A 255-nucleotide genomic window follows, 5' to 3' on the forward strand; every position below is an offset into this window, starting at 1 on the left:
GAAAGGACATCAAACGAGACTCCGCTAGTAGTGGCGAGCGAACGCGGACCAGGCCAGTGGCTTAATTGAGTAAAGTGGAACAATCTGGAAAGGTTGGCTAGAGTGGGTGATAGCCCCGTACACGCAACACGAGATTAAGTCCTTGAGTAGGGCGGGACACGTGAAATCCTGTCTGAACATGGGTAGACCACTATCCAAGCCTAAGTACTCGTGCATGACCGATAGCGAACCAGTACCGTGAGGGAAAGGTGAAAA

The 255-nt window shown here is 51.4% G+C and carries 1 rRNA gene; it reads left to right on the top strand.

Annotation, left to right across the window (positions count from 1 at the left end):
* Positions 1-255: ribosomal RNA gene (locus QSJ70_RS27570) — 23S ribosomal RNA — on the top strand; the annotation flags it as partial.

The organism is Brucella sp. NBRC 12950 (assembly GCF_030268145.1).
In the GTDB taxonomy this organism is placed as follows: Bacteria; Pseudomonadota; Alphaproteobacteria; order Rhizobiales; family Rhizobiaceae; genus Brucella.